The sequence below is a fragment of the Streptomyces sp. R33 genome (assembly GCF_041200175.1).
GTDB classification, from domain to species: Bacteria; Actinomycetota; Actinomycetes; order Streptomycetales; family Streptomycetaceae; genus Streptomyces; species Streptomyces katrae_B.
Genome location: NZ_CP165727.1, coordinates 5,822,664 through 5,849,341 on the forward strand (window position 1 = coordinate 5,822,664; position 26,678 = coordinate 5,849,341).

Annotated in this window: 25 protein-coding genes; 10 read left to right on the forward strand and 15 right to left on the reverse strand. The window is 72.7% G+C overall.

From position 1 onward, the window contains the following. Window positions 1-744 (reverse strand): hotdog fold domain-containing protein, encoded by a 744-nt coding sequence (locus AB5J51_RS26680; RefSeq protein ID WP_053785300.1) that lies wholly within the window; start codon window positions 742-744, stop codon window positions 1-3. A gap of 153 nt (window positions 745-897) precedes the next feature. Between AB5J51_RS26680 and AB5J51_RS26685 the strand changes: the two genes are divergently transcribed. The 3 genes from AB5J51_RS26685 (at window position 898) to AB5J51_RS26695 (ending at window position 5,012) form a co-directional block, all read left to right on the forward strand. Next, window positions 898-1,482 (forward strand): DUF1707 and DUF4190 domain-containing protein, encoded by a 585-nt coding sequence (locus AB5J51_RS26685; protein ID WP_369778809.1) that lies wholly within the window; start codon window positions 898-900, stop codon window positions 1,480-1,482. Between the two features lie 256 nt (window positions 1,483-1,738). Beyond that, window positions 1,739-3,406: a hypothetical protein gene (locus tag AB5J51_RS26690; protein ID WP_136226969.1), complete on the forward strand. Its 1,668-nt coding sequence runs from the start codon at window positions 1,739-1,741 to the stop codon at window positions 3,404-3,406. Window positions 3,407-3,419: 13 nt separating this feature from the next. After that, complete coding sequence (locus AB5J51_RS26695; RefSeq protein WP_369778810.1) at window positions 3,420-5,012, forward strand: DUF2142 domain-containing protein; 1,593 nt, start codon at window positions 3,420-3,422, stop codon at window positions 5,010-5,012. 27 nt (window positions 5,013-5,039) lie between these two features. Here the strand turns inward: AB5J51_RS26695 and AB5J51_RS26700 are convergent, their stop codons facing one another. Next, the gene (locus AB5J51_RS26700) at window positions 5,040-5,753 is read right to left on the reverse strand and encodes a carbon-nitrogen hydrolase family protein (protein WP_369778811.1); all 714 of its coding nucleotides are present in this window, start codon (window positions 5,751-5,753) and stop codon (window positions 5,040-5,042) included. 9 nt (window positions 5,754-5,762) lie between these two features. Here AB5J51_RS26700 and AB5J51_RS26705 point away from each other — a divergent pair, with 9 nt between their 5' ends. Then, complete coding sequence (locus AB5J51_RS26705) at window positions 5,763-6,059, forward strand: hypothetical protein (RefSeq protein WP_369778812.1); 297 nt, start codon at window positions 5,763-5,765, stop codon at window positions 6,057-6,059. 3 nt (window positions 6,060-6,062) lie between these two features. Here the strand turns inward: AB5J51_RS26705 and AB5J51_RS26710 are convergent, their stop codons facing one another. Beyond that, on the reverse strand, window positions 6,063-6,641 hold the full coding sequence (locus AB5J51_RS26710) for a TetR/AcrR family transcriptional regulator (protein WP_053785296.1): 579 nt from the start codon (window positions 6,639-6,641) through the stop codon (window positions 6,063-6,065). A 158-nt stretch (window positions 6,642-6,799) separates the two neighbouring features. On the opposite strand from AB5J51_RS26710, the gene AB5J51_RS26715 reads away from it, so the two are divergent. Continuing rightward, window positions 6,800-9,349 carry a beta-glucosidase gene (locus AB5J51_RS26715; protein ID WP_369778813.1) on the forward strand — a complete coding sequence of 850 codons (2,550 nt, stop codon included), beginning with the start codon at window positions 6,800-6,802 and terminating at the stop codon, window positions 9,347-9,349. Window positions 9,350-9,441: 92 nt separating this feature from the next. On the opposite strand, the gene AB5J51_RS26720 is transcribed toward AB5J51_RS26715, so the two are convergent. Next, window positions 9,442-10,338, reverse strand: coding sequence for an SGNH/GDSL hydrolase family protein (locus tag AB5J51_RS26720; RefSeq protein ID WP_053785294.1), 897 nt, complete (start codon window positions 10,336-10,338; stop codon window positions 9,442-9,444). A gap of 249 nt (window positions 10,339-10,587) precedes the next feature. Between AB5J51_RS26720 and AB5J51_RS26725 the strand changes: the two genes are divergently transcribed. Then, a complete protein-coding gene (locus AB5J51_RS26725) occupies window positions 10,588-11,082 on the forward strand; it encodes a DUF3145 domain-containing protein (RefSeq protein ID WP_030160508.1) in 495 nt (164 codons plus the stop codon). 105 nt (window positions 11,083-11,187) lie between these two features. Here the strand turns inward: AB5J51_RS26725 and fabF are convergent, their stop codons facing one another. The 5 genes from fabF to AB5J51_RS26750 all read right to left on the reverse strand — a co-directional run bounded on the left by fabF (window position 11,188) and on the right by AB5J51_RS26750 (window position 16,077). Next, window positions 11,188-12,453 (reverse strand): beta-ketoacyl-ACP synthase II, encoded by a 1,266-nt coding sequence (gene fabF, locus AB5J51_RS26730; RefSeq protein ID WP_053785293.1) that lies wholly within the window; start codon window positions 12,451-12,453, stop codon window positions 11,188-11,190. Window positions 12,454-12,532: 79 nt separating this feature from the next. Continuing rightward, window positions 12,533-12,781 (reverse strand): acyl carrier protein, encoded by a 249-nt coding sequence (locus tag AB5J51_RS26735; RefSeq protein ID WP_030291417.1) that lies wholly within the window; start codon window positions 12,779-12,781, stop codon window positions 12,533-12,535. Window positions 12,782-12,840: 59 nt separating this feature from the next. Beyond that, window positions 12,841-13,845, reverse strand: a complete 1,005-nt coding sequence (locus AB5J51_RS26740; protein WP_053785292.1) for a ketoacyl-ACP synthase III — start codon at window positions 13,843-13,845, stop codon at window positions 12,841-12,843. 19 nt (window positions 13,846-13,864) lie between these two features. Next, window positions 13,865-14,782, reverse strand: coding sequence for an ACP S-malonyltransferase (locus tag AB5J51_RS26745; protein ID WP_053785291.1), 918 nt, complete (start codon window positions 14,780-14,782; stop codon window positions 13,865-13,867). Window positions 14,783-14,871: 89 nt separating this feature from the next. Then, window positions 14,872-16,077, reverse strand: coding sequence for a CdaR family transcriptional regulator (locus tag AB5J51_RS26750; RefSeq protein WP_030291420.1), 1,206 nt, complete (start codon window positions 16,075-16,077; stop codon window positions 14,872-14,874). Between the two features lie 80 nt (window positions 16,078-16,157). Here AB5J51_RS26750 and AB5J51_RS26755 point away from each other — a divergent pair, with 80 nt between their 5' ends. Continuing rightward, window positions 16,158-16,811 carry a pirin family protein gene (locus AB5J51_RS26755; RefSeq protein ID WP_369778814.1) on the forward strand — a complete coding sequence of 218 codons (654 nt, stop codon included), beginning with the start codon at window positions 16,158-16,160 and terminating at the stop codon, window positions 16,809-16,811. A gap of 9 nt (window positions 16,812-16,820) precedes the next feature. Here the strand turns inward: AB5J51_RS26755 and AB5J51_RS26760 are convergent, their stop codons facing one another. Beyond that, complete coding sequence (locus tag AB5J51_RS26760) at window positions 16,821-17,639, reverse strand: serine hydrolase domain-containing protein (protein WP_369780320.1); 819 nt, start codon at window positions 17,637-17,639, stop codon at window positions 16,821-16,823. A gap of 70 nt (window positions 17,640-17,709) precedes the next feature. On the opposite strand from AB5J51_RS26760, the gene AB5J51_RS26765 reads away from it, so the two are divergent. Further along, a complete protein-coding gene (locus AB5J51_RS26765; protein ID WP_234381927.1) occupies window positions 17,710-18,117 on the forward strand; it encodes a MerR family transcriptional regulator in 408 nt (135 codons plus the stop codon). Continuing rightward, entirely contained in the window at window positions 18,114-19,130 is a 1,017-nt protein-coding gene (locus tag AB5J51_RS26770) for an aldo/keto reductase (RefSeq protein WP_133898142.1), read from the forward strand. Before AB5J51_RS26765 ends, AB5J51_RS26770 begins: the two co-directional genes overlap by 4 nt. A gap of 60 nt (window positions 19,131-19,190) precedes the next feature. Here the strand turns inward: AB5J51_RS26770 and AB5J51_RS26775 are convergent, their stop codons facing one another. The 3 genes from AB5J51_RS26775 to AB5J51_RS26785 form a co-directional block, all read right to left on the reverse strand. Next, window positions 19,191-20,051 (reverse strand): DUF4429 domain-containing protein, encoded by an 861-nt coding sequence (locus AB5J51_RS26775; RefSeq protein WP_053785287.1) that lies wholly within the window; start codon window positions 20,049-20,051, stop codon window positions 19,191-19,193. A gap of 66 nt (window positions 20,052-20,117) precedes the next feature. Continuing rightward, window positions 20,118-21,269 (reverse strand): alpha/beta hydrolase, encoded by a 1,152-nt coding sequence (locus tag AB5J51_RS26780; RefSeq protein ID WP_053785371.1) that lies wholly within the window; start codon window positions 21,267-21,269, stop codon window positions 20,118-20,120. Window positions 21,270-21,437: 168 nt separating this feature from the next. Continuing rightward, window positions 21,438-22,082: a TetR family transcriptional regulator gene (locus AB5J51_RS26785; protein WP_053785286.1), complete on the reverse strand. Its 645-nt coding sequence runs from the start codon at window positions 22,080-22,082 to the stop codon at window positions 21,438-21,440. A gap of 379 nt (window positions 22,083-22,461) precedes the next feature. Here AB5J51_RS26785 and AB5J51_RS26790 point away from each other — a divergent pair, with 379 nt between their 5' ends. After that, window positions 22,462-22,863: a peptidase inhibitor family I36 protein gene (locus AB5J51_RS26790; RefSeq protein ID WP_053785285.1), complete on the forward strand. Its 402-nt coding sequence runs from the start codon at window positions 22,462-22,464 to the stop codon at window positions 22,861-22,863. Here the strand turns inward: AB5J51_RS26790 and AB5J51_RS26795 are convergent. Together AB5J51_RS26795 and aceE are read right to left on the reverse strand one after the other, a co-directional pair. After that, window positions 22,860-23,705 (reverse strand): potassium channel family protein, encoded by an 846-nt coding sequence (locus AB5J51_RS26795; RefSeq protein ID WP_369778815.1) that lies wholly within the window; start codon window positions 23,703-23,705, stop codon window positions 22,860-22,862. The two genes, AB5J51_RS26790 and AB5J51_RS26795, sit on opposite strands and share 4 nt — an antisense overlap. Window positions 23,706-23,849: 144 nt before the next feature. Then, window positions 23,850-26,582 carry a pyruvate dehydrogenase (acetyl-transferring), homodimeric type gene (aceE, locus tag AB5J51_RS26800; protein ID WP_053785284.1) on the reverse strand — a complete coding sequence of 911 codons (2,733 nt, stop codon included), beginning with the start codon at window positions 26,580-26,582 and terminating at the stop codon, window positions 23,850-23,852. Between the last annotated feature and the right edge of the window lie 96 nt (window positions 26,583-26,678).

Below are 26,678 nucleotides of genomic sequence, written 5' to 3' on the forward strand. Positions count from 1 at the left end.
CTAGGGCTGGGCCTGGGGCTGGGCCTGGGCGCGGGGTTCCACCCACAGGGCCTCGCCGATCGCGCACAGATCGCCTTCGGCGGTGGCCAGGGCCGTGCCCACGCGGTACTTGCGGCCCTCGGTGCCGAGCAGCCAGGCGTACGAGACGAGGCCCGCGCCGACCGGCACCGGCCGCAGCAGCCGCGCGGTCAGGGCGGCGGTGACCGCACCGGCCCGGCGGTCGTCGAGCAGTCGGCCAGCCGCGTTGCCCGGGCAGTCCAGCGCGCCCCACACCAGCTCGGGCGGCAGCAGTCCGTCCGCGCCGCCGAGTTCGGGACCGGGGGTCCAGGCGGCGGCCACCAGGGCGCTGCCGGGCACCCGGCCGCAGTGCAGGCGCAGGCCCGTGGCGGGCGTGCGGTGCAGACCGCAGCCGAAGCAGTCGACCATCCCGTCCGGGGGAGCCGCCCGGTACGCGTCGGCCGCGGCCCGCGCCTGCTCCCAGGACGGCGCCTCGGGGGCCTCGACGGCCGGCTCGGCGGGGGTCGCCGCCGCCAGCAGGTGCTCGCCGTCCACCAGCCGGACGCCGCCTTCGGCGGTCGGGGCGAGCCGGACCGGGGTGTCCGTGGGCACCGGCCGGCGGAAGTCCACCCGTACGGTCTTCGCAGCCGCCCGCGTGGCCAGCACCCCGGCCACATAGCCGCCGAAGGCCACCCCGGGATATCCGCACAGGCGGGCCGGAACCGTGATCGTCTCGAAGTCGGTCATGCCCGCCACCTCATCACACCCGACGCCCGCGGCACAGGCACCGGCCTCGTCACGGCCGCCGGGCACGCGGGCACCGCAACTATCGCCGCTGCCCGTTCGTCCTCCATCCTGGAGAGACGCGCACCTGCGCGCAGGGGCTTGGGAGGTGGCCGGATGGCCGAACAGCCGTGGGGGCAGCCGTACCCGGTCCGCCCGCAGCAGCAGTCGTACGGGCAGCCGTGGCAGCCCGCGCACACCCCGCAGTCCGCGATGCGCGCCTCGCACACCGACCGCGACCGGACGGTGGACGTGCTCAAGGCCGCCTTCGCGGAGGGCCGGCTCTCCCGCGAGGAGTACGGGCAGCGCTTCGACGTGGCGTACAAGGCGCAGACGTACGGGCAGCTCGCGCAGCTGGTCGCGGACCTGCCGGCCGGGCCGATGGTGGCCCCGTTCGGCGCTGCCGTACCGGTCCTGCCGCCCGCCTACGGGCCGGGGCCGGGGCCGCTGCCCATGCCCGTGCCGCCCCGCCCGGTCAACGGGATGGCGATCACCTCGCTCGCGCTGGGCGTGCTCAGCCTGCCGACGCTCGGCGCCGCCGGCCTGGGCGCCGTGATCACCGGCCACATCGCCAAGGCGCAGATCCGCGCCCGCGGAGACGAGGGCGCCGGGCCCGCGACGATCGGCCTGGTGCTCGGCTGGCTTTCGCTGGGCGGCTGGGTGCTGCTCTTCGTGCTCGCCGGCTTCGGGGTCCTCGACTGACCTGCGCCTTCCCACGCCAGGCCGCGGGCCGCCCCCGGCGTCCCCGGCCGCCGTCCCGGAACCCCCGCCCGCCACAGGCGGACCGATAGTATGCGTGGCGGCAAGAGCCGAGGCTGTCCCACACCGTCCTTGAGTCCGCCGCCCTCGTCCTGAGTTTCCGAGCTCCGGACCCGTGGGCCCGGAACCGGGCAGTGGCTTGCCGAGAACGACGACCGGCCGCCGAGCCGAGTACCGACCAGCAGTAGGGACACCGTCAGTGACAGTCAGTACCGAGGGGTCGGCGGCCGTGCGCCCGGACCCCGGGAGCGGACCGGCCGCACACGCCCCCCGCAGCTCCGGATCCTCGGACCCGGCCCCGCGGCGCGCACTGCGCTCCCGCGGCGGGCTCCTGCTGCTGGAAGCCGCCGTGGCGTTCGCCGCGGCACTGGTCCTGCCGCTCCTGGCGCGCGGCTTCAAGCTCAACCCGCTCAACCGGATCGCGCAGGTCAGCGGCCTGGCCGCGATCCAGCTGCGGTTCGCGCTGATCGGGCTGCTGTGCGTCGCCGCCGTGGTGCTGGCGATGCGGCTGCGCGGCGGCCGCCATTTCGACCTCGCCACCCGGCTGGCCGCCGCGGCCATCGCAGGCCTGGCCAGCGGTTTCGTCGCGGCGGGCGCGGTCGTCGCGCTGCTGGGCACGCCGTGGCCGATGTTCGGCCTCAACGGCGACAGCGGCCGGATCGTCGAATGGGCCCACGCCGTCGCGAACGGCCAGCCCTCGGGCTCGCCGGTGTACCCGCCGATGCCGCTCTACACCCTCGGCTACTACGCCGAGTGGTTCCACGGCGGCAATACCGCGTACGCGTTCAAGGACCTCCAGATCCTCGGCGCGGCCGCCTTCGGTCCGCTGGTCTACCTCGCCTGGCGGATGCTGCTGAGCCCGGTCCGGGCGCTCGCCTTCGGCGTCGTGCCCGCGTTCGCGCTGATCGACTCGTACAAGCCGTACAGCCAGACCGTGCTCGTCCTGCTGGTCCCGGTGCTGGTGGCGATGGTCGTCGCGCTGCGCCGCAGCGGCACCGAGGGCTGGCGTCCGCTGCTGCTCAAGGGCGCCGGGTTCGGGGCGGTGCTGGGCGTGCTGTTCCTCACGTACTCGGGCTGGTTCCTGTGGAGTGCGGCCGGCGTGCTGTTCGCCGCACTGCTGTACTTCCCGTGGAAGAGCGGCCGGCTCAAGGGCGCGGCCTTCATGGGCGCAGCCCTCGCGGCCTTCCTCGTGGTGGCCGGGCGCTACCTGATGGTCATGCTGAAGGAAGGGCAGACCACCAAGGACTACAACTTCCGCTTCGACAACTTCACCGACCCGGCCTACTACCTGATGTGGCGCACGGACATGCCGGGCAAGGTGGGCGACTGGCCGCCGCCCGGGGAGTTCGGCGGGGTCGGGCTGTTCGCCCTGGTGACGTTCGTGTGCCTGGGCGCCGCCATCTGGCTGGGCCTGCGCAAGCCGCTCGTCGTCACCATCGCCGCGATGTTCATCAGCGCATGGGTGATGCGCATGTACATCGCCTCGCACATGTACGAGACGCAGACGGTCCAGCTGTACACGCGCACCAACAACCAGCTGCTCTACTGCGGTCTGATCCTGTGCGCGCTGGTGGCGCACCTGGTCTCGCTGAAGCTGGCCGAGCGGCGCACCGCGTCCGAGGCCGCGCCGGGCCTGCCCGGCCGCGAGGGCGCCGTGATCGGAACCCTGTGCGCCCTGCTCCTGCTCCTCGGCACGGTCTCCTCCTCGATGTCCGACCGCTACATGCCGGCCCAGGACGGCACCTACCGGATCCTGCCCTGGGTGTCGCACACCATCCGGCAGCAGGACGGGAAGTGCCCGAAGTTCGCGCCCAAGGGCGAGTGCTCCAAGGACGGCGACCAGAGCTGGCTGAGCTACATCCGATGATCAGAAGGAAGCGATGATCTCCGCACTGACGCGCCTGGCCGACTGGTCGGCCCGGACCCCCAAGCGGCTCTGGGCCATCGCCTTCGCGCTGTTCTTCACGCTCGCGGCCTCCTGGTCGGCAGCCACCCCGCTCGGCGGTTCCCCCGACGAGCACGCCCACTTCATCCGCGCGGCCGCCGTCGCCCGGGGCCAGATCGGCGGCCCCGAGGTGATGGTCCCGCACATGGTGGCGGGCATCGAGGGCAAGTTCGCCGAGACCGGGGTGCAGCTCCCGGAGTGGTACAAGCAGCTCCCCAAGCAGCACGAGTGCTACGCCTGGCACGAGGAGAAGTCCGCTTCCTGCGCCCCCGAGATCGGGCACTCCGAGAAGACCGTCCAGGTCACCACCGCGGCGGGCCGCTACCACCCGGCCTACTACCTGGCGACCGGCTGGCCGAGCCTGCTGGTCAAGGGGCCGCACGGGCTGTACCTGATGCGGCTGATGTCGGCCGTGCTCTGCTCGGCGCTGCTGGCCGGCGCCGTGGTCACCGCCGCAGAGTGGCGGCGCCGGCGCTCGGTGGCCCTGCTCGGCGTGTTCACCGCGGCCACGCCGATGACCTTGTACATGGCCGGCATGGTCAACCCCAGCGGCGGGGAGATCGCCGCCGGCATCCTCGTGTGGACCGCCCTGCTGTCGATCCTGATGTCACCCGACGCACGGCTGCTGAACCGGCGGCTGGCCCGGGTCGGCGTCGGCGGGCTCGTGCTGATCAACATCCGCCCGCTCGGGCTGATCTGGTTCGCGGGCGCGGTCTTCTTCGGCCTGCTGCTCGCGCACCGCGGCGTCCTGCGCTCGGTGCTGCGCCGCAAGGCCCTGTGGGTCTGGACGGTGCTGCTCGGCGCGGCCACGGCCGGTGCGCTGCTCTGGGCCCGGGCGCACCCCGATCACTCGGTGATCAACACGCCCAAGACGCTCACCGCCAAGGAAGCCGCCCGGCAGACCTTCGGCAACGCCGAGACGTACGTCCACCAGATGCTCGGCTACTTCGGCTGGCTGGACACCCCCGCACCTGCCTTCACCTGGCTGGTCTGGCTCGGCGTGATCGCGGTGCTCACCGCGCTGGGGCTGGCGTACGGCCGGCTGCGCGAGGCGGTGGCGCTGATCGGCATGCTGGTGGCGATCGTGGTGGTGCCGGTGGTCGCCCAGGCCTCCCAGGCGGAGCAGCTCGGCATGGTCTGGCAGGGCCGCTACCTGCTGCCGTTCGCCGTCGGCCTGCCGCTGATGGCGGTGCTGATCTGCGCGAGCCGGGCCCCCGAGCAGGGGTTCCCGTGGCGCAGGCTGGTCGGCTTCGGCGCGGCCGGGCTCGCGCTGGCGAACGCTGCGGCGTTCTTCTGGACGCTGCGGCGCTTCGCGGTCGGCACCAGCGGTTCCTGGGTGCCGTTCTCGGCGCACTGGGTCCCGCCCGGCGGCTGGGTGCTGTGGACCGGCGTGTACACGGCGGCGGCGTTCGCCCTGGTGCTGCCGGCACTGGTGCGGGACCGCGAGCCGGCTCCGGCGCAGGATCCCGCGCAGCGGAACGACGGCACGCGCTCCGGACGGCACTCGAAGGTGCCGGCGATCGGCTGACCCGGTCGGCCCCGGGGGCGCGGGTCGTCAGGCGCCGACCTCGGCCGTCACCACCGAGGGCGTACGGTCGTCCGCCTCGGCCAGCAGCTCGCCGCCCGGGGCCCAGACCGCGGCGCGGCCGCAGCCGGTCCACGGGCCCGCCGGTCCGACGTGGTTGCCGAGGACGACGTACAGGCCGTGCTCCTCGGCGATCCCGGGGTACACGGTGGCCCGCTCCCGGATCCCGTCGCCCGTCCCGTACAGGGAGCTGGCCAGGTGCACCCGGCAGCCGTCCGCCGCCGCGCTGCCGGTGAGCTGCGCGAAGTGGTTGTCGTAGCAGACGCCGAGGGAGAAGCGGATCCCGCCGAGCTCGAAGCGGCCCTGGCCCTCGCCGGCGGCGAAGCCGTCCTGCTCGTGCCCGTACAGGTGCTGCTTGGCGTACGTCGTCACGTGCCGGCCGTCCGCCCCGTAGACCAGGGTCGCGATGGCGGGCAGCGGCCCGCCGGTGCGCAGCGCGACATTGACGGCGACGGCGATGCCGGCGGAGCGCAGCGGATCCAGGCGGGGGTCGTCGGCGTCCGCCATCCACAGGCCTGGATCGGCGGCCATGGCCGCCAGCTCGTAGCCGGTGAGCGTGAACTCGGGGAAGACGACGAGCTCGGCGCCCTGCTCCCGGGCCTCGGCGGCGAGGGCGAGGCTCCGCTCCGTGTTGGCGGGTATGTCGGCCGGGATGCAGGTGAGCTGGGCTGCGGCGATCTTCACGGGTCCAGGATGCCAGCCCGGCCGCCCGCTCTCCGCCCGCCCGGCGGCCGCCGGGGCAGTGGCTGCTCGCTCTCCGCCCGCCCGGGGGCGACGGGGCAGTGGCTGCTCGCGGCCGCCGGCCCGCCCTGGGGCGTGGGCGCGGTCGCCCTGGTGTCCCTGGTGGCCGCCGTCCACAGCCTGCTCGCTCAAGCGGCGCTCGGAGCAGGGGCCCTGGACGGGACGCCTGCGCGACCGGGTCTCCTGGTCCCCGCTTGGGCCCGGCGCCCGCCCTGCGTCGTACGCGACCCGCTCCTGGGCCGCTCGTAGCGGTCAGCCCGCTTCCGGCCCCCGCAGCAGGGTCAGGAACGAGCGGAAGGCGGCCGGCATGTCCACCGCTTCGGGCGCGAGCAGCCACTGGTACTGGAGGCCGTCCATGACGGCGGTCAGCAGCGGGGCCGCCTGCTCCGGGGTGAGGCCCGAGGGGAGCCGGTCGCCGAACTCGGCGCGCAGCACCTGCGTCATCTCGGCGCGCACCTGGGCGTAGCGCTCGGTGAAGAACTCCCGCGCCGGATGCCCGTCGGTGACGCTCTCGCCCAGCAGCGCCGAGAAGGTCTGCACGATCCCTGGGCGCATGGCGTTGTACTCGACCAGCGAGGCCAGCAGGTCCAGGCGCCAGGCGCCGGCCGAGGCGCGCGAGCCGCCGCCGGTGTCCCAGCGGTCGCGCTCCTCCAGCACCGCGACCAGCAGCGCCTCCTTGGTCGGGAAGTAGTGCAGCAGCCCCTGCTGGGTCAGGCCGACGCGCTCCGCCACCGCGCCCAGTGACGCACCGCGGTAGCCGCGCTCCGCGATCACCTCGACCGCCGCGCGCACGATGTCGCCGCGCCGCTCCTCGCTCCTCGCCCTGGCCATCGCCCCGGCACCTCTTCCGTTCACGCCGTGCACCGCCTCGCCGACGGGTTCTGCGTACGTTATCGGAATGTCACGAACACATTACGAACCCTACCGCTCTACCGGTATCGGGTCCACGATGGGGGACACCCCGCGGCACCCGCTCCGCACCCCGCCGCATGCACCCGCACTCACGCAACGCACGCACCCGCACGCACGCACCCGCACGCACTCAACGAGGAGGCACGGCCGTGACCGATGCCGATCAGGTCCGCAACGACGCCGTCGAGGCGGCGCTCGGCAAACTCGACCTCGACACCAAGGCCCGGCTCCTGGCCGGCCAGGACATGTGGTCCCTGCCCGCCGTCCCCGGGATCGGGCTCGAGTCCCTCGTCATGTCCGACGGCCCCATCGGCGTCCGCGGCGTGCGCTGGACCGCCGACGACCCCTCGATCGCCCTGCCCTCCCCGACCGCGCTCGCCGCCGCCTGGGACCCCGCGCTCGCCCGCCGCGCCGGCCGCCTCCTCGCCCAGGAGGCCCGCCGCAAGGGCGTCCACGTCCTCCTCGCCCCCACCGTCAACCTCCACCGCTCCCCGCTCGGCGGCCGGCACTTCGAGTGCTACTCCGAGGACCCGTACCTCACCGGCGCCATCGGCACCGGCTACGTGAACGGCGTCCAGGACGGCGGCGTCGGCACCACCGTCAAGCACTTCGTCGGCAACGACGCCGAGACCGAGCGGTTCACCGTGGACAGCGTCATCGCCCCGCGCCCGCTGCGCGAGCTGTACCTGGCTCCCTTCGAGGCCATCGTCGCGAACGCCCACCCCTGGGGCATCATGACGGCGTACAACCAGGTCAACGGCACGACGATGACCGAGCACCGCCACCTCGTGAACGAAGTCCTGCGCGGCGAATGGGGCTTCGACGGGTACAACGTCTCTGACTGGATGGCCGCCCGCTCCACCACCGGCGACATCCTCGGCGGCCTCGACGTGGCCATGCCCGGCCCGCAGACCGTCTACGGACCGGCCCTCGCCGAGGCCGTCCGGGTCGGCGAGGTCCCCGAGTCCGCCGTGGACGAGGCCGTGCGCAACGTACTGCGCCTCGCCGCCCGCGTCGGGATCCTGGCGGGCGCCCCCGCCGCCGTCGCCGAGACCCCGGCCGCCATCGACGGCCAGGGGCTGGCCCGGGAGATAGCCGCCCGCGGCTTCGTCCTCGTCCGCAACGAGACCGTCTCCGGCGCGAAGCGTGCCCTGCCGCTGGACGCCGCCCCCGGCCGCACGGTCGCCCTGATCGGGGCCGCCGCCCGCGACGCCCGCGTCCTCGGCGGCGGTTCGGCCACCGTCTTCCCCGAGCGGATCGTCTCGCCGCTCGACGGGCTGAGCGCCGCCCTCCCGGAAGGGGCCCTGACCTTCGCCGTCGGCGCCGACCCCAGCGAGGAAGCCGCCCCCGCCGACCAGGGCTTCGAGCTCCGCGCGATCTGCCGCGACGCCTCCGGCGCCGTCCTCGGCGAGGGCAGCCTGCCGACCGGCCAGGTCCAGTGGATCGGCGAGGACCTGCCCGCGGGCGCCACGTACGAGACCATGGCCAGCATCGAGGTCACCGGTACGTTCGTGCCGCGCGAGAGCGGCGAGCACACCTTCGGCACCCGCGGACTCGGCGCCTTCACCCTCGCCGTCGGAGGCGAGACCCGGTGGGAGGGCGTCCAGGCGATGGGCGACGAGGCCGACCCGTTCGAGGCCTTCTTCGGCGCCCCCAGCGAGCGCGCCCGCGTCGATCTCACCGAGGGCGAGGCCGTCGAGGTCTCGCTGACCTTCCAGGTCCCCGACACGACCACGCTGCCGCTCAAGGCGATCATGTTCTCGCTGCTCCACCTCGGCCCGCGGCGCGACGCCGACGAGCTGATCGCCGAGGCCGTGGCCGCCGCCCGCGCCGCCGACACCGCCGTCGTGGTCGTCGCCACCACCGAGCGCGTGGAGTCCGAGGGCTTCGACCGGCGGGACCTCGCCCTGCCGGGCCGCCAGGACGACCTCGTGCGCGCCGTCGCCGCCGCCAATCGGAACACCGTGGTCGTCGTCAACGCCGGGTCCCCGGTGGAACTGCCGTGGCGGGACGAGGTGGCCGCCGTGCTCCTGACCTGGTTCCCCGGCCAGGAGGGCGGGGCCGCGCTGGCCGACGTACTCCTCGGGGACGCGGAGCCGGGCGGGCGGCTGCCCACCACCTGGCCCGAGCGGTTCGCCGACGCGCCCGTCACCGAGGTCGTCCCGACCGACGGCCGGCTGGAGTATCGCGAGGGGCTCTTCATCGGCTACCGGGCGTACGAGGCCCAGGGCATCGCCCCCGCCTTCCCGTTCGGGCACGGCCTCGGCTACACCGACTGGGCGTACGAGTCCCTCGAGGTCACCGGCAGTACGGCCCGGGTCCGCGTCACCAACACCGGCACCCGGCCCGGCCGTGAGGTCGTCCAGCTCTACGTCGCTCCCGTCGACACGGCGTCCGACCGCGAGCCAAGCAGGGCCGTGGAGCGTCCGGCGAGCTGGCTGGCCGCCTTCGCGGGCGTCGAGGCGGGCCCCGGGGAGAGCGTCGAGGCCGAGATCGCCCTGCCCGCCCGGGCCTTCGAGATCTGGGACGAGGAGACCCGCGGCTGGCAGCGGATCGGCGGCGCGTACGAGGTCCGCGCAAGCCACGCGCACGGCGACACGCGGCTGACGGCGACCCTGGAGATCTAAAGGTCCGGGTTGGCCGGAAAACACCCATGAACCGGGCCGGAGGCGGGCCCTGACACCCGCCTCCGGTCCCCGGCCCCGACCCTGTCGTTCCGTCAGCGCGGCGGCTCGGCCGCCGTCACCTGGCGGTGCGCCAGCTCCGCGAGCCGCGCCTGGCCGTCCTTGCCCGGGTGGAACCAGTCCCAGTGGCTCAACTGCTCCGCGGCAAAGGGGTACTGGAACACCGCGCCGCCGTCGTAGCGGCACAGGGCGTCCTTCTTGCAGACCTCGCGGAGCACCTCGTTGTACTCGACCACCCGCGCCCGCACCTGCTCGCGCCGGGCCGTCGCCCCGGTGGCCACCGACAGCGGGTCCGCGAGCATCGACTGACAGATCCCCAGCTTCCAGATCTGCCGCACCATCGGGGCGTCCTTGCCCTGCTCCCACAGCCGCTGGAGGTCCGGCACGCTGGAGACGTACACCTGGGAGGCGGGGGAGGCCGCGCGCAGGCCGGCGAGGGCCTTCTCGAAACCGGCCCGGAACTCCGCCACCGGCGTCATCGACGAAGCCGTCGGGCGGCAGGCGTCGTTGGAGCCCACCATCACCGTGACCAGGTCGGGCTTGTGCTCCGCGGCCGAGGCCAGCTGACCTGCCAGATCCGCCATCCGCGAGCCCGTCACCGCGTAGTTCCAGCTGCGCGCCGGCACCTCGGCCTCCCCGAGCAGCCGGGCGGCGAGGGAGCGGACGGCGGGGTCGTTGCCGGTGGCCCAGGAGACCTCCGGGCAGTCAGCCAGCACCGAACAGGCGTCGAAACCCCTGGTGATGGAGTCGCCGACGGCGGCGATCGATGCGGGCGCGGTGTTCCAGCGCGGACCGGCCTGCGCTCCCCGCTCACCCTCCGTGGCCGACCCGCCCGACTGACACCCGGTCAGCGCCGCGGCCAGGAGGACCGTCGCCGTGCCCGCGCCCGCGAGAGTCCGGCGCGCGCGGCGGCGCAGGGCGGTGGTGCACATCGGGTGGTCCCCTTCTCGTCGCCCCTCGTCCTCCGGGGGCGTCCTGCTGAGTGAATGCTCTGGGTTTGGCGGCCTCGGACCGACCGTACGTCACACCATGACCCCTGGCGCACGGTAGCTTTTTCCCGTGGCGTTTCGGCCGCAGGTCCCGTGGCGCATTGTCAAATAATTTCCGTTACATTACATCACGTCACAAACTGTCCGTTTTCTGGAGTTTATTCCCGACCTCGTCCCACACTGGAGGTCCCGGTGACGACACGTGGAGTTCTGTACGTGCATTCCGCACCGCGCGCGCTCTGCCCGCACGTGGAATGGGCTGTTGCGGGCGTGCTCGGGGTGCGGGTGAACCTCGACTGGATCAGGCAGCCCGCCTCCCCCGGCACCTGGAGAGCCGAGTTCTCCTGGCAGGCCGAAGCGGGCACCGCGTCGAAGCTCGCCTCCGCGCTGCGCGGCTGGCACCTGCTGCGCTTCGAGGTGACCGCGGAACCCTGCCCGACCGCCGAGGGCGAGCGCTACAGCTCCACCCCGGAGCTCGGCATCTTCCACGCCGTCACCGGCATGCACGGCGACATCCTGATCCCCGAGGACCGGCTGCGCGCCGCCCTCGCCCGGTCCGCGCGCGGCGAGACCGACCTGGAAGCGGAGATCGCCAAACTGCTCGGCAAGCCCTGGGACGACGAGCTGGAGCCCTTCCGCTACGCGGGCGAGGGCGCCCCGGTCCGCTGGCTCCACCAGGTGGTCTAGGGGGTGTCTGACGGATACGACGAAGGCCCACCCGGGATCCCGGGTGGGCCTTCGTCATGGCGCTGCGGCGGTTGCGGTGTTCGAAACGACGAACACCGCAACCGTCTAAACAGTACGGAACGCGAGCGTCACGTTGTGGCCGCCGAAGCCGAACGAGTTGTTGATCGCGGAGATCGGGCCGTCGGCCGGCAGCTTGCGCGGCTCGCCCACGACGATGTCCGCGTCGATGCCCTCGTCGAGCTCGTCGACGTTGATGGTCGCCGGGGCGATCCGGTGGTACAGCGCGAGCACGGTCGCGACGGTCTCGATACCGCCGGCGCCGCCCAGCAGGTGACCGGTCATCGACTTGGTCGCGGAGATCGCGATGTGGTCGAGGTCGTCGCCCAGGACCTTGCGCAGGGCCTTCAGCTCGGCCGTGTCACCCTGCGGGGTGGACGTGGCGTGCGCGTTGACGTGGACCAGCTCGGCCGGGTCGAGACCCGTGTTGTCGAGCAGGTTCTGCACCGCGGCCGCGACACCGCGGCCGGTCGGCTCCGGCTGCGCGATGTGGTGGCTGTCCGCGGACAGGCCCTGGCCCAGCACCTCGCAGTAGACCCGGGCGCCGCGCGCGGCGGCGTGCTCGGCGGACTCCAGGACGACGACGCCCGCGCCCTCGCCGAGGACGAAGCCGTCGCGGGCCTTGTCGTACGGGCGGGAGGCCTGCTGGGGGTTCTCGTTGTTCTTGGACATCGCCATCATGTTGGCGAACGCGGCGATCGGCAGCGGGTGGATCGCCGCCTCGGTGCCGCCCGCGACGACCACGTCGGCGCGGCCGGTACGGATCATCTCGACGGCGTAGCCGATGGCCTCGGCGCCCGAGGCGCACGCGCTGACCGGAGTGTGCACGCCCGCCTGGGCGTTGACCTCCAGGCCGACGTTGGCCGACGGGCCGTTCGGCATGAGCATGGGGACGGTGTGCGGGGAGACCCGGCGCACACCCTTTTCCTTCAGTACGTCGTACTGGTCGAGCAGGGTGGTGACGCCGCCGATACCGGAGGCGATCACGGTGCCCAGGCGCTCGGGCGCGATGGCCGCGTCCTCGCCCGCCGGGGCGGTGTAGCCGGCATCCGCCCAGGCCTCACGGGCGGCGATGACGGCGAACTGGGCCGACCGGTCCAGCTTGCGGGCCAGCGGGCGCGGCAGGACCTCGCTCGGGTCCACGGCGACCGGGGCGGCGATACGGACCGGGAGTTCGGCGAAGCGCTCGCCCTCGAGGGGCTTGACGCCGGAACGACCGGCGAGCAGACCTTCCCAGGTCGAAGCGCTGTCGCCACCCAGCGGAGTGGTTGCGCCGATACCGGTGACGACCACGGTGCGATTGGTCGGGCTCACAGGAATTCTTTCTCCACGTCTCAGGGGGTGCTGAATTGTCACGGCGCCACCGCCGGGTGGCGACAAACGCTCGTCAGGCTCAGGCCTGGTGCTTCAGGATGTAGTCCGCGGCGTCGCCGACCGTCTTGAGGTTCTTGACGTCCTCGTCCGGGATCTTGACGTCGAAGCGCTCTTCGGCGGCGACGACGACCTCGACCATGGAGAGCGAGTCGACGTCCAGGTCGTCGGTGAAGGACTTCTCGGACTCGACGTCCTCGACGGGGATGCCGGCGATCTCGTTGACGATCTCCGCGAGACCCTCGATGATCTCTTCCTGCGTGGCGGCCATGTGGCGCTCCTTCTATAGCTAACTGGGGTGAAGCAGGGTCGGGATGTGGATCCCGGGCCCTAGGGGAGGGTAACGACCGTCGCGGCGTAGACGAGTCCCGCCCCGAAGCCGATGACGAGCGCGGTGTCGCCGCTCTTCGCCGCTCCGGTCGCCAGGAGCCGCTCCATAGCGAGCGGGATCGAGGCGGCCGACGTGTTGCCGGTGGTCTCCACGTCACGGGCGACCGTGACGTGCTCCGGCAGCTTCAGAGTCTTCACCATCGAGTCGATGATCCGCATGTTTGCCTGGTGCGGGATGAAGACGTCCAGGTCCTCCGCGGTGATCCCGGCCGCGTCGAGCGCCTGCTGGGCCACCTTGGCCATCTCGAAGACGGCCCAGCGGAAGACCGCCTGGCCCTCCTGCGTGATGGCCGGGAACTTCTCGCCGCCGTCCTTGCCGAGGTATTCGTCCCACGGCACGGTCTGCTTGATGGTCTCGGACTTGTCGCCCTCCGAACCCCACACCGTGGGGCCTATGGCCGGCTCGTCCGAGGGGCCGACGACCACGGCGCCGGCGCCGTCGCCGAACAGGAAGGCCGTCGCGCGGTCCTCCAGGTCGGTCAGGTCCGACAGCCGCTCCACGCCGATGACGAGGACGTACTGGGCGGAACCTTCCACCACGAGGCCCTTGGCGAGCGTCAGTCCGTACCCGAAGCCGGCGCAGCCCGCGGAGATGTCGAACGCGGCGGGCTTGACCGCTCCGACCCGGTGCGCGATCTCGGTCGCCACGGCCGGGGTCTGCTTGAAGTGCGAGACCGTCGAGACGATCACGGCACCGATCTGCTCCGGCGAGACGCCCGCATCGGCCAGTGCCTTGCCGGAGGCCTCCACCGACATCGCGGCGACCGTCTCCTGGGGCGAGGCCCAGTGCCGGGTCGCGATGCCGGAGCGGGAGCGGATCCACTCGTCCGACGAGTCGATCGTCTCGAGGATGACCTCGTTGGAGACCACGCGGGTCGGGCGGTAGCCACCGACGCCGAGGATGCGGGCGTACGGGGAGCCCTTGGCAGGCTTGATCTTCGACATGCTGTGTGGGCTCCTTCTCTCAGGCCGCGTGCTCGGCGACGAGGGCCGCGGCCTTCTCGAGATCGTCCGGCGTCTTCAGGGCCACGTTCGGCACGCCCTTGAGCGCGCGCTTGGCCAGACCCGTCAGAGTGCCACCCGGGCTGAGCTCGATGATCCCGGTGACGCCCAGCTCGCGGAACCGCTCCATGCACAGGTCCCAGCGGACCGGGTTCGCGACCTGACCGACCAGGCGGGCGACGACGTCGGCGCCCGTGGTGACGACGTGGCCGTCCTTGTTCGAGACGTACGTCAGCTCCGGGTCGGCCGGGGTGAGGGCCTGCGCGGCCTTCTCCAGCGTGGCGACCGCAGGAGCCATGTGGTGCGTGTGGAAGGCGCCCGCGACCTTGAGGGCGACGACCTTCATGGAGCCCTCGGGCTTGTCGGCCACCAGGGCCTCGATCTGCTCCACCGTGCCCGCGGCCGCGATCTGGCCGGCACCGTTGATGTTGGCCGGGGTCAGCCCCAGCTTCTCCAGGTGCGCGACGACCACGTCCTGGTCGCCGCCGAGCACCGCGGCCATGCCCGTCTCGGTGACGGCTGCGGCCTCGGCCATGGCCAGACCGCGGGTCCGTACGAACGACAGCGCGTCCACCTCGGACAGCACACCGGCGTACGCGGCGGCGGTGATCTCGCCGACGCTGTGGCCCGCGACGGCGCCGAAGGCCGTACGGGCGCCGAGCGCGGAAGCGGACAGGAGACCGGCGGCCACCAGCAGGGGCTGGGCCACCGCCGTGTCGCGGATCTCGTCCGCGTCGGCCTTCGTGCCGTAATGGGCAAGGTCGAGCCCGATGGCGTCGGACCACTCGGCGACGCGGTCAGCGGCGCCGGGAAGGTCGAGCCAGGGAGTCAGGAAGCCGGGCGTCTGTGCGCCTTGGCCGGGAGCGACGAGTACGAGCACCCTCACACTCTCTCTTGTGGATGGTCTCGCCCGCCCGTGGGGACAGGGACGAAGAACCGTCGGGGTAATTGTTGATGTCCGACAAAAGTCTAGGACTGCTGATCGCCGTCGGCCAGACGCCCGAGGATCAAGGCGATCCGCAGCGTGAACGCGGAGCGGACATCGGACGGCGACCAGCCGGTGACGTCGGTCACACGTCGGAGCCGGTAGCGCACCGTGTTCGGGTGTACGAACAACATCCGTGCCGCCCCTTCCAGGCTGCTCGCCTGTTCCAGATACACGCTCAGCGTCTCCAGCAGCGCCGACCCCGCCTCTTCCAGCGGTCTGTAGATCTCCTCCACCAACTGCTCCCGGGCGGAGGGATCCGACGCGATCGCTCGCTCGGGCAGGAGATCGTCCGCGAGCACCGGCCGAGGGGCGTCCTGCCAGGCCGTGCACGCCTTCAGCCCGGCCGCCGCGGCCTGCGCCGACTTGGTGGCGTTCAGCAGGTCCGGAACCACCGGACCGGCCACCACCGGACCCGCCGCGAACGGCCCGATCAGCGACTTCGCCACCTGGATCGGGTTGTCGCTGCCGCCCGCGATCACGACCAGGCGGTCACCGAGCACACCGGTGAGGACCTGCAGCTTGTGGTGCCGGGCCGCGCGCCGGATCGCCTCGACCGTCAGCTCGCTGTCGCCCTCCGGAGCGGTGCCCAGCACCACGCACACGTGCTCGGGGGAGTTCCAGCCGAGCGCCGCAGCCCGCGACAGCGCACCCTCGTCGGCCTCGCCGGACAGCACCGCGTTCACGACGAGGGACTCCAGGCGGGCGTCCCACGCCCCCCGCGCCTCGGCGGCCTGCGCGTACACCTGGGCCGTCGCGAACGCGATCTCCCGGGCGTACACCAGCAGCGCCTCGCGCAGGATCGACTCGTCGCCCGGGGCCGCGACCTCCTCGATCGCCGCCTCCATGACCTCGATCGTCGTACGGACCATCTCCACGGTCTGGCGCAGCGTGATCGCCCGGGTCAGCTCGCGCGGAGCCGTCCCGAAGACGTCCGTCGAGATCGCCTGCGGGGTCTCCGGGTGCCGGAACCACTCCGTGAACGCGGCGATGCCGGCCTGGGCGACCAGGCCGATCCAGGACCGGTTCTCCGGGGGCATCGCCCGGTACCACGGCAGGGTCTCGTCCATACGGGCGATCGCGTTGGCGGCGAGCCGGCCGGAGGACTTCTCCAGTCGGCGCAGCGTCGCGGCGTGCGGATGGGCGGGAGCGGGATGCGCGGGGGAATGCTCACGTTCGGCTTGGGGCACGGGACAAGACTGCCTTATCGGGACGGCGGCGCGGAGTCCGGTCCCACGGCTGCCTTCCGCCGGGGGGCTACCGTGACCCCATGATTGACGTACGCCGCGGGGCCGACCGGTACGGGGGCGGGGATCCGGACAGCGGGATCACCACCTTGCACGCCTTCTCCTTCGGCCGGTTCTACGATCCGGACAACGTGCGCTTCGGCCCGGTCCTGGCCTGCAACGAGGAGACCCTCGCCCCGGGTGCCGGCTTCGACGAGCACCCGCACAGCCACACCGAGATCGTGACCTGGGTCGTCCAGGGCGAGCTCACGCACAAGGGCAGCACCGGCGAGAGCACCCTGGTCCGGCCCGGCGACGTGCAGCACCTCCGCGCCGGAACCGGCGCCCGGCACATCGAGCGCAACGACGGCGCGGTGTCGCTGCGCTTCGTGCAGATGTGGCTCGCGCCCCTCGCCTCCGGCGGGGAGCCCTCGTACACGCTCGTCCGCGGGATCTGCGACGACACCCCGTACGAGGTCCCCGCGGCCGGCGCCGTCCTGCACGTGCGCAGGCCCGGCGCGGGCGAGCGGGTCACCGTGCCGGCGGCGGAGCGGGTCTACCTGCACGTGGTCCGCGGGGACCTGCGCCTGGACGGGGAAGAGCTCGGGCCCGGGGACGCGGCGCGGATCACCGGCGAAGAGGGCCTGGAGATCGTCGCCGGGTCCCCGGGCGAGCTGCTGATCTGGGAGCTTCCGTAGCGTCTTGCCCTACCGGCCGGCGAGCTCGGCGAGGACCGTGTCGGTGAACGGGGGCCAGGCCTCCACGGCCCACGGGCCGAACGCGCGGTCGGCCAGCGCCACACACGCGGCGCGCGCGTCGGGGTCCACCCACAGGAAGGTGCCGGCCTGCCCGAAGTGGCCGAACGTGCGCGGCGAGGACGAGGCGCCCGTCCAGTGCGGGGCCTTGCCGTCCCGGATCTCCAGGCCGAGCCCCCAGTCGTTGGGGGACTGGATCCCGTACCCCGGGAGCACGCCCTTGAGGCCCGGGTGGACCACGGAGGTGGCCTCGGCGACCGTACGGACGTCGAGCAGCCGGGGCGCCTGGAGCTCAGCGGCGAAGCGGACCAGGTCGGAGACGGTCGAGACGCCGTCCTTGGCGGGCGAGCCCTCCAGCGTCGTCGACGCCATGCCGAGCGGCTCGAACACCGCCTGGTGCACGTACTCCGCGAAGGGGATGCCGGTGGCCTTGGTGATGTGGTCGCCGAGCACCTCGAAACCGGCGTTCGAGTACAGCCGGCGCGTGCCGGGCGCGGCCATCGCGCGGTGCTCGTCGAAGGCCAGCCCGCTGGTGTGCGCGAGCAGGTGACGGACCGTCGAGCCCTCGGGCCCGGCCGGCTCGTCCAGCTCGATCGCCCCCTCCTCGTACGCGACGAGTGCGGCGTACGCGGCGAGCGGCTTGGTCACCGAGGCCAGCGCGAAGCGGTGGTCGACGGGCCCGTGCGCGCCGGCCAGGCTCCCGTCGGCGCGTACGACGGCCGCCGCGGCGGTCGGAACCGGCCAGTTCTCGATGATCCGCAGACTCTGCAGGGTTTCCACGCTCTCCATGCGGCCGAGCCTACTTGCTTGGAGTGCACTCCAAGGTTTTAGCGTGGTCGCCATGAGCCTGACGCAGACGCGGTACACGATCAGCGAGGTAGAGGCCCGGACCGGTCTGACCCAGCACACCCTGCGCTGGTACGAGCGGATCGGCCTGATGCCGCACGTGGACCGCTCCCACTCGGGACAGCGCCGGTTCACCGACAAGGACCTCCACTGGCTGGCCTTCGTGGGCAAGCTGCGCGCCACCGGGATGTCGGTGGCCGACATGGTCCGCTACGCGGAACTCGTGCGCGAGGGCGAGCACACCGTCGACCGGCGCCGCGAACTGCTGGAGCAGACGCGGCGCGAGGTGCGCACGCGCATCACGGAACTGACCGACGCGCTCGCCGTACTGGACTTCAAGATCGGCATGTATTCCACGGCCGCAGGCACGGTCACGACCGCGGGGAAGGCGAACGAGCAATGACGCAGAACCACACCATCGAGCAGGTCGAACTCGGCAAGGGCGGCCCGCGGGTCGGTGTCCAGGGCCTCGGCTGCATGGGCATGAGCGAGTTCTACGGGGACACCGACGAGACGGCGGCCCGCGAGACCCTGGACGCGGCCCTGGCCGCCGGGGTCACCCTCTTCGACACCGCGGACGTCTACGGCCGCGGCCGCAACGAGGAGTTCCTCGCGCCGTTCGTGGCCGCGCACCGGGACGGGATCACCCTCGCCACCAAGTTCGCCATCGAGCGCACCGACGACCCGCAGTACCGCGGCATCCGCAACGACCGCGCGTACATCCGCCGGGCCGTGGAGGACAGCCTGCGGCGGCTGGGGACCGAGGTGATCGACCTCTACTACATGCACCGGCGCGACCCGGCCGTGCCGTTCGCCGAGTCGGTGGGCGCGATGGCCGAGCTGGTGCAGGAGGGGAAGGTGCGCCACCTGGGGCTCAGCGAGGTCACCGGCGCCGAGCTGCGCGAGGCGTACGCCGTGCACCCGATCGCGGCGCTCCAGTCGGAGTGGTCGCTGTTCAGCCGGGACGTGGAGCGCAGCGCGGTGGGTGCGGCGGCGGAGCTGGGCGTGGCCTTCGTGCCGTACTCGCCGCTCGGGCGCGGCTTCCTGACCGGGGCGTTCGCGGACGCGGCGGAGCTGTCGGCCGGCGACTTCCGGGCCTCCCAGCCCCGCTTCACCGGCGACAACGCCAAGGCCAATGCGGCGCTGCTGGAGCCGGTGCGCCAGATCGCGCAGGCGCACGGGGCGACCCCGGCGCAGATCGCGCTGGCCTGGGTGCACCAGCAGGCGCAGGTGCACGGGCTGACGGTGGTCCCGATCCCCGGCACCCGCAAGCCGGGCCGCCTCGCGGAGAACACCGCGGCGACCCGGATCACCCTGACGCAGGCGGAGCTGGCCCTGCTGGAGCCGATCGCCGCCCAGGTCGCGGGCGACCGCTACCCGGACATGAGCTCGACCTCGGCGGCCCGCGAGGCCTAGGGGGTGTCGACCGCGCCGGGTCCCCGCGCCGGGGCAACCGGCGCGGTGGCCCGGCGGAGGTCAGGCGTCGGCGGCGAAGCGGTCGCGCAGGGCCGCGTACTCCGCGTCCGTCAGCAGGCCCGCGCTGTACAGCTCGCCCAGGTGGTGCAGGCGTTCGTCCGTGCGGGCCGCCGGGACCGAGGCCACCGGGGTGCGGCCGCGCAGGGCGGCGAGGACGGCCGCCGCGAACGGCAGCGACTCGTGCACCGCCCCGTACCCGACGCCGAACACCGCGGCCGCCAGGTCGTGGTCGGGCCTCGGGTCCGCGGTGCTGTCCCGCAGGACCAGCCGCAGGTGGCCGCCCGGCTTCTCCGGCGAGCTCCACTCGACGCCGGTCAGCGCGGACAGCGGGTAACGCTGGTCGCCCGCCTTCCACTTGGTGCTCGTGGCGCCGGTGCGCGACCAGTGGAACGTGACGGCCGAGCCGTCGAAGCCCAGCCGCGCGTCGTACGCCTTCAGCTGCAGCGGCGGCTGCGGCACCGGGACAAGGAAACGTTCCGCCGGATCGGCCGCATCCGGCCCCAGCCGGGCCCGTACGGCGTCCGCGAACTCGGCCGCCTGCGCGGCCCGGTCCGCCGGCAGTACCAGCCGGTACGGGTCGCAGACCGCCCGCAACTGCCCCGCGGCGGCCTCCATCAGCGGATCCGCGCCCGTCCGCGGCACGGCGTGCAGGACCACCGCGTCCCGTTTCCCCCCGGACCCGGTCGTGTTCACGGTCACCCCCGACAACGCCTCGAAGGGGATCCGCCGCGCCCCGAGGGCATGAAGGAGTCTCGGAGTCCTCGGCGTTCTTATCCCCCGTGCGAAGCGGATGAGCACCGAGTCCGAGTCGAACTCCCAGACGGCATGGTTTCCGGCCAGTACGTCACCCATGCGGCACATCGTAAGGGGACGTACCCCCGTGCGTCCCCCTCGATGCAGAGCCCGTTTTCCGAGGCTCTACACGTGTCAGTCCCCGTCTGTCCCGGAAATTCCGCGGCGGCACGCATCGTCGCCGGTCGCGCACACAACGGAAGCGAACGCACCGGTTCCGATTTTGGCGAAGTTGTCCAGGGATCCGGTACCTGGCTCGAAATAGCCGGTGTGGAGCTTCGCCCCGGCCGACGACAGCAGCCGCGATCCGAAGTCCGGCGACACCGGGTCCGCCCCGTGGCCGACCCCGCCGACCTCCAGGTGCGGTACGTCCGCGATCCAGTCCCCGGCGTCCCGCGTCGCCCACACCCGCGCCGACGTGTGCAGTTCGGCCACCGAGCCCGCGCGCATCCCGGGACTGCCCGCCACCACCACGTCCGTCACCCGCTCCGGCAGGGCGCGCGCGGCGACCCCGCACACCACCGAGCCGTAGCTGTGGCAGAACAGCGCCACGCTCGCGTCGCCGGGCAGCGCAGCGGCCAGCGACTCCAGCCGTACGGCCCCGTCCACCGCCATCCGGCCGGTCGCCGCGTCCATGCCGACCCCGGTGGGCGCGGTGTAGCCGGCCCAGGCGATGACCGCGGTCCGGCTGTCGGGAGCCGCCGCGCGCTGGGCCTCGTACAGCGACTGCGCCATGCCGACGGGCGCGGTGAGACGGCGCTGCGTGCGCTCGAAGGTGAGCACGTCGGTGTCCACTCCGGGGACGACCACCGAGATCCGGCCGGCCCGGTCGAGGTCGCCGAACACCTCTGCGACGCGGCCGCCGCCGGTGGGGTCGAAGGCGAGGATCTGCCGGCCCGGCTCGGCCAGCGAGGCGAAGCGGTGGGAGCGCCGGCCGGCCGTGGCGCGGTCGGCCGGGGTCAGGCTGACGTCCCGGCTGCGGGCCTCGTCCACGCGCGCGGCCTGCTCCAGGCCGCGCAGGTTGGCCCGGTAGCGCAGCGCGGCGGGCGCCCCGTCGAGGTTGCCGACGACCAGGGGGTACCCCTCGGCGAGCCGGGCCCGCTGGGAGCCGTCGAGCTCGGCGAAGAACCGGGCGACCGTCCGTACGGGGGCGTCGGCGGGCGGCACCGGCCGGCCGTCGATGCGGGCCGTGGACCAGGAGGCGAGGGCGGCGGCGCGCAGGGAGGTCCCCGCGTCGGGCCGGTGCACGGCGGTCCAGCCGGTGGTCGCCAGCATGATGAAGACCACCGCGAGCGCGAGCAGGGTGCGCAGGGCGGCGGGGCGCGGGTCGGCGCCGAAGGCGGTGGAGTGGGCGAGGCCGGGCAGGTTCACTGGGACCAGCGTAGGAGACCGGATCCGGGCACGGCGCCCAGGGTGACCGGGTTCACGGCCGACCGTGGGACCCCCTACGGAGGTTCAGCGCCAGTCGGCGGCGAGCGCCGGGCCGATCTGGTCAAGGCAGGCCTCGGTCATCCGCCGGATCGAGGCCACGCTGGCGTCCTCTCCCCGCCCCCACAGGCGGCCGGTGACCCTCATCACTCCGTAGAACGCGGCGACCGCCAGCCGGGGCCGCGGGTCGGCGTCCACGTCCAGACCCTCGCGCTCGGCGATCAGCCGGGCGATGCGCTCCTCCAGCCCGGTCGAGCGGCGCAGGTGCACGGCGAGCAGCGCCGGGGTCGACTCGATGAGCCGGTACGTCCGCATGTAGAGGTCGACCGGGACCACACCGCAGAGCGCCTCGTCGAGGGTGTCCCAGGCGCCGAGCACGGCGCCCCGCAGCGCCTCGAGGGGGCCCTCGGCGGGCGGCCGGGAGCGCAGCGCGGCGACGAAGTGCGACTCGACCAGGTCCTGGACGGCGAAGGCCGCCTCCTCCTTGTTGGCGAAGTACCGGAAGAAGGTCCGCTGGGAGACCTCCACGACCTCCGTGATCTCGTCGACGGTGGTGCGCTCGTACCCCTGCGCGACGAAGAGGAGGAGGGCGGCGCGCAGCAGCGCGTCCCGGGTGCGCCGCTTCTTGCGTTCGCGCAGCCCGGGCGCCGGGACCGGCCGCTCGTCGGTCATCACCGGAGGTGTCCTTCCCGCATGCTGCGCATGGCGAATCCGACGCCGAGTGAGCGGTCAGGTTACCCGTGACGGACCCGGCGGCCACTGTCCCGTTAACCCGTTGGTGAGGGCCGTGGCCCCCACCGCCGTCCCGGCCGGCAGTCCGATCGGGGACAACCGGCAGCAGCCAGAGCCCTCCCGCACGCCGCAGCTCACCGCACCGGCGTCAACCAGGTGCGCACGAGAGCCCCGCGGGACGGCTGCGGCGGGGCCGTCGCCTATCAGGGTGGACCCGCCCACCGCCCCTTCCGCCCGGCCGTCCTCGCAGGTCAGCGTGGGGTCCGAGGCGCCCCGGAACCGGTCCGGGGAGCCCTGGTCCACAAGGAGTTGACCTGTCATGCGTACGAGTTCACCCGCACGGTCCACCACCGTCCTCGCCGCGGCCTTCCTGGCCCTCGCCGCGTTCGTCCCGAGCACGGCAGGCACCGCACACGCCGCCGGCCCGCCGCCGGGCAAGGCCCCCGCCTGCGCCACAGGGCAGCTGTGCCTGTGGGCGAAGCCGGACTTCAAGGGCACCCGCCATGCCCACGAGCTGAGCACCATGGACATCAACAGCTGCACGGCACTGCCCGCCGGGACCAGCGCCCAGTCGCTGGTCAACCGCACCGGACGGCCGGTGACCACCTACCAGTCGGCCGAGTGCGCCGAGACCGGCGAGTTCCAGACCTACCCGGGCGACGGGGTCCAGCTGCCCCAATCGCTCTACCTCGTCCGGGCCTTCAAGGTGTGGGAACGCTAGCCGCCCGCCGCCGGGGCCGCTTCGGGCACATGGGCCGGTACGTCGGCCCCCGTGCCCGGAGCGGCCCCCCCGCCCGGAGCGGCCCCCGTGCCCGGAATGGTCCCCGCGCCCGGGGCGGCCGCTCCGCCGAGGCGGCCGATCTCGGCGCGCAGCGCCCGTACCTCCGCGGCCAGTTCGGAGATCGCGGCGGTCTGCGCCCGCTCCACCCGGTCGTCGCGCTCGAAGCGGGAGATGAACCAGGCCGCGATGTTGGCGGTGACCACACCGAGCAGGGCGATCCCCGACAGCATCAGCCCCACCGCGAGCACCCGGCCGAGCCCGGTGGTGGGGGAGTGGTCCCCGTACCCGACGGTCGTCATGGTGGTGAAGCTCCACCACACGGCATCGCCCAGGTTCTTGATGTTGCCGTCGGGCGCGTCCCGCTCCACGCTCAGCACGGCGAGCGAGCCGAACATCAGCAGCCCGACCACCGCCCCCGCCACGTACGTGGTCAGCCGGATCTGCGGGGCCATCCGGGCCCGCCGGCCCACCAGCAGCAGCGTGGACACCAGCCGCAGCAGCCGCAGCGGCTGGAGCATCGGCAGCAGCACCGCGACCAGGTCCAGCCAGTGGGTCCGGACGAACGCCTTCTTCGCCGTCGACAGGCCCAGCCGCATCAGGTAGTCCGCGGCGAACGCCCCCCACACCACCCACTCGGTGAGCGTGCACGCCCGGTGCACCCGCTGGTCCGCGTCGGGGACCACGATCGGGACGGCGTACGCGACGGCGAAAGCGATGGCCAGCACGAGCAGCGGGGTCTGGCTCCGCCGCTCCCACCGCAGCTGGCGGGAGGTTTGCTTCATACAGAGCATCGTAAGGAACGGGTAAAGCCTCACGGGCTGCACGGACCCGCGCAGTGCCGCAGTGACCGGGGCAACGGCGGCGGGCCGGGGCGCACTCCCGCGCCCCGGCCCGCCGCCGCTGTCACCTGTTCGATCCGCGCAGCGCTACGCGTCGCCGCCCGCCGCACCCGGGTCGGCCGCCGAGACGTCCAGCAGCCGGTACCGGTCCACGGCCTGCTTCAGCGCGGAACGGTCGATCTTGCCCTCCTTGGCCAGCTCGGTCAGCACCGCCAGCACCACCGACTGCGCGTCGATGTGGAAGAAGCGCCGGGCCGCGCCCCGCGTGTCCGCGAAGCCGAAGCCGTCCGCACCCAGCGAGGTGTACGCGCCGGGCACCCACCGCGAGATCTGGTCCGGGACGGACCGCATCCAGTCCGAGACCGCCACGAACGGCCCCTCCGCACCCGACAGCTTCCGCGTCACGTACGGGACGCGCTGCTCCTCCTCCGGGTGGAGCAGGTTGTGCTCCTCCACCTCCACGGCGTCGCGGCGTAGCTCGTTCCAGGAGGTCGCCGACCAGACGTCCGCCCGGACGTTCCACTCCTCCGCCAGGATCCGCTGGGCCTCCAGCGCCCACGGCACCGCCACGCCCGAGGCCATGATCTGCGCCCCGATGGAGCCCGCCGAGCCCGTGGACACCCGGTGGATGCCCTTGAGGATCCCCTCCACGTCGACACCGGCCGGCTCGGCCGGGTGCTGGATCGGCTCGTTGTAGACGGTCAGGTAGTAGAAGACGTCCTCGGCCTCGGGCCCGTACATGCGGCGCAGGCCGTCCTGGACGATGTGCGCGATCTCGTACCCGTACGCCGGGTCGTACGCCACACAGCCCGGGTTCGTCGACGCCAGCAGCTGGGAGTGACCGTCGGCGTGCTGCAGGCCCTCACCCGTCAGGGTGGTCCGGCCGGCGGTCGCACCCAGGACGAAACCGCGCGCCAGCTGATCGGCCATCTGCCAGAACTGGTCACCCGTGCGCTGGAAACCGAACATCGAGTAGAAGACGTAGACCGGGATCAGCGGCTCGCCGTGCGTCGCGTAGGCCGAACCCGCGGCGATCAGCGAGGCCGTGCAGCCCGCCTCCGAGATGCCGTCGTGCAGCATCTGGCCGGTCGGCGACTCCTTGTACGCGAGCAGGAGGTCGCGGTCGACCGCCTCGTACTGCTGGCCCAGCGGGTTGTAGATCTTGGCGCTCGGGAAGAACGCGTCCATGCCGAACGTGCGGTACTCGTCCGGGGCGATCAGCACGAAGCGCCTGCCGATCTCCTTGTCCCGCATCAGGTCCTTCAGGATGCGCACGAACGCCATGGTCGTGGCGATCGACTGCTGGCCCGAGCCCTTCTTGGCCGCCGCGTACGCCTTGTCGTCCGGCAGCTGCAGCGGCTTCGCGCGCACCACACGGGTCGGCACGTAGCCGCCCAGCGAGCTGCGGCGGTCGTGCATGTACTGGATCTCCGGCGAATTGCGTCCCGGGTGGTAGTACGGCGGCGCGCCGTCCTCCAGCTGTGCGTCCGTGATCGGGATGTGCAGGCGGTCGCGGAAGCGCTTGAGGTCGTCGACCGTCAGCTTCTTCATCTGGTGCGTCGCGTTGCGGCCCTCGAAGTTCGGGCCGAGCGTCCAGCCCTTGACCGTCTGCGCCAGGATCACCGTCGGCTGGCCCTTGTGGGCCTTGGCCGCCGCGTACGCCGCGTAGATCTTCTTGTGGTCGTGGCCGCCGCGGCCCAGGTGCAGCAGCTGCTGGTCGCTCATGTTCTCGACCATCGCCCGCAGCCGCTGGTCGTCGCCGAAGAAGTGGTCGCGGATGTACGCGCCGGTCTCGGTCGCGTACGTCTGGAACTGCCCGTCCGGCGTCGAGTTCATCTTGTTGACGAGGATGCCGTCGCGGTCCTGCGCGAGCAGCGGGTCCCAGGAGCGGTCCCAGATCAGCTTGATGACGTTCCAGCCGGCACCGCGGAACTGCGACTCCAGCTCCTGGATGATCTTGCCGTTGCCGCGGACCGGGCCGTCGAGCCGCTGCAGGTTGCAGTTCACGACGAAGGTCAGGTTGTCCAGGCCCTCGCGCGCAGCGATCGACAGCTGGCCGAGCGACTCCGGCTCGTCCATCTCGCCGTCGCCGAGGTACGCCCAAACGTGTGACTTCGAGGTGTCGGCGATCCCGCGCGCCTCCATGTACCGGTTCATCCGGGCCTGGTAGATCGCGCCGAGCGGGCCGAGGCCCATCGAGACGGTCGGGAACTCCCAGAAGTCCGGCATCAGCCGCGGGTGCGGGTAGCTGGACAGGCCGTACGGGGCCTTCGACTTCTCCTGCCGGAACGCGTCGAGCTGCTGCTCGGAGAGCCGGTCCAGGAGGTAGGCGCGCGCGTAGATGCCGGGCGAGGCGTGGCCCTGGAAGAAGATCTGGTCGCCGCCGTCGCCCTCGTCCTTGCCCCGGAAGAAGTGGTTGAAGCCCACGTCGTAGAGGGAGGCGGAGGAGGCGAACGTGGCGATGTGGCCGCCGACGCCGATCCCGGGACGCTGGGCGCGCGAGACCATGACGGCCGCGTTCCACCGGGTGGCGTTCAGGACCTTGCGCTCGATCTCCTCGTTGCCGGGGAAGAAGGGCTCGTCCTTGGTGGCGATCGTGTTGACGTAGTCCGAGCTGCGCATCTCGGGTACGGCCACGCGCTTCTCGCGGGCCCGCTCGATCAGCCGCAGCATCAGGTAGCGGGCGCGCTCACGGCCCCGCTCGTCGACGGCGGCGTCCAGGGAGTCGAGCCACTCCTGCGTCTCCTCCGGATCGAAGTCCGGGACCTGGCTCGGCAGGCCGCCAATGATGATCGGATTGCGATCGGATGCGGAAGCCACGCTGTTCCTTCGCTGTCAGGGGAGTCGTGCCATGGGGTTTCGCCGCCTCCCATCGTCTTACTCTCGGTCGGAATCGTCACCTGTACCGCTGGGTAA

Coding starts and splice junctions, on each gene's coding strand:
- AB5J51_RS26710 (WP_053785296.1), bottom strand. CDS start 6,641: ATGGCCAGGGCGAGGAGCGAGGAGCGGCGCGGCGACATCGTGCGCGCG.
- AB5J51_RS26740 (WP_053785292.1), bottom strand. CDS start 13,845: ATGTCGAAGATCAAGCCTGCCAAGGGCTCCCCGTACGCCCGCATCCTC.
- AB5J51_RS26685 (WP_369778809.1), top strand. CDS start 898: ATGGCCGAACAGCCGTGGGGGCAGCCGTACCCGGTCCGCCCGCAGCAG.
- AB5J51_RS26720 (WP_053785294.1), bottom strand. CDS start 10,338: ATGTGCACCACCGCCCTGCGCCGCCGCGCGCGCCGGACTCTCGCGGGC.
- AB5J51_RS26680 (WP_053785300.1), bottom strand. CDS start 744: ATGACCGACTTCGAGACGATCACGGTTCCGGCCCGCCTGTGCGGATAT.
- AB5J51_RS26705 (WP_369778812.1), top strand. CDS start 5,763: ATGCCAGCCCGGCCGCCCGCTCTCCGCCCGCCCGGCGGCCGCCGGGGC.
- AB5J51_RS26715 (WP_369778813.1), top strand. CDS start 6,800: ATGCACCCGCACTCACGCAACGCACGCACCCGCACGCACGCACCCGCA.
- AB5J51_RS26765 (WP_234381927.1), top strand. CDS start 17,710: ATGAGCCTGACGCAGACGCGGTACACGATCAGCGAGGTAGAGGCCCGG.
- AB5J51_RS26770 (WP_133898142.1), top strand. CDS start 18,114: ATGACGCAGAACCACACCATCGAGCAGGTCGAACTCGGCAAGGGCGGC.
- AB5J51_RS26790 (WP_053785285.1), top strand. CDS start 22,462: ATGCGTACGAGTTCACCCGCACGGTCCACCACCGTCCTCGCCGCGGCC.
- AB5J51_RS26785 (WP_053785286.1), bottom strand. CDS start 22,082: ATGACCGACGAGCGGCCGGTCCCGGCGCCCGGGCTGCGCGAACGCAAG.
- AB5J51_RS26735 (WP_030291417.1), bottom strand. CDS start 12,781: ATGGCCGCCACGCAGGAAGAGATCATCGAGGGTCTCGCGGAGATCGTC.
- AB5J51_RS26695 (WP_369778810.1), top strand. CDS start 3,420: ATGATCTCCGCACTGACGCGCCTGGCCGACTGGTCGGCCCGGACCCCC.
- AB5J51_RS26775 (WP_053785287.1), bottom strand. CDS start 20,051: ATGTGCCGCATGGGTGACGTACTGGCCGGAAACCATGCCGTCTGGGAG.
- AB5J51_RS26795 (WP_369778815.1), bottom strand. CDS start 23,705: ATGAAGCAAACCTCCCGCCAGCTGCGGTGGGAGCGGCGGAGCCAGACC.
- AB5J51_RS26755 (WP_369778814.1), top strand. CDS start 16,158: ATGATTGACGTACGCCGCGGGGCCGACCGGTACGGGGGCGGGGATCCG.